The sequence below is a fragment of the Ochrobactrum sp. SFR4 genome (assembly GCF_019730395.1).
GTDB lineage: Bacteria > Pseudomonadota > Alphaproteobacteria > Rhizobiales > Rhizobiaceae > Pseudochrobactrum.
Genome location: NZ_JAAPBB010000942.1, coordinates 1 through 260 on the forward strand (window position 1 = coordinate 1; position 260 = coordinate 260).

General features: G+C 56.2%; 1 protein-coding gene. It reads right to left on the minus strand.

Annotated elements, in window-relative coordinates:
* Window positions 1-260, minus strand: a 260-nt coding sequence (locus tag HBA93_RS21860; RefSeq protein WP_221724649.1) for a prolipoprotein diacylglyceryl transferase, incomplete at both ends; no start/stop codon positions are given.

A 260-nucleotide genomic window follows, 5' to 3' on the forward strand; every position in this document is an offset into this window, starting at 1 on the left:
GGGCGAGCACAAAGAACAGCACAAAGCCTTCGAGTGCTGCTTCATAGAGCTGGCTTGGATGGCGCGGCAATGGTCCGCCATTCGGGAAGTAAACGGCCCATGAGACATCGCTGACTCGACCCCAGAGCTCGGAATTGATAAAATTGGCAATACGGACAACGCCAAGGCCGATCGGTACACCGGCTGCGATAGTATCGAACATGCTCCAGACCGGAATGCCGCGCTTTTTGGCAAACAGGATCATGGCAACGGTCGTGCCG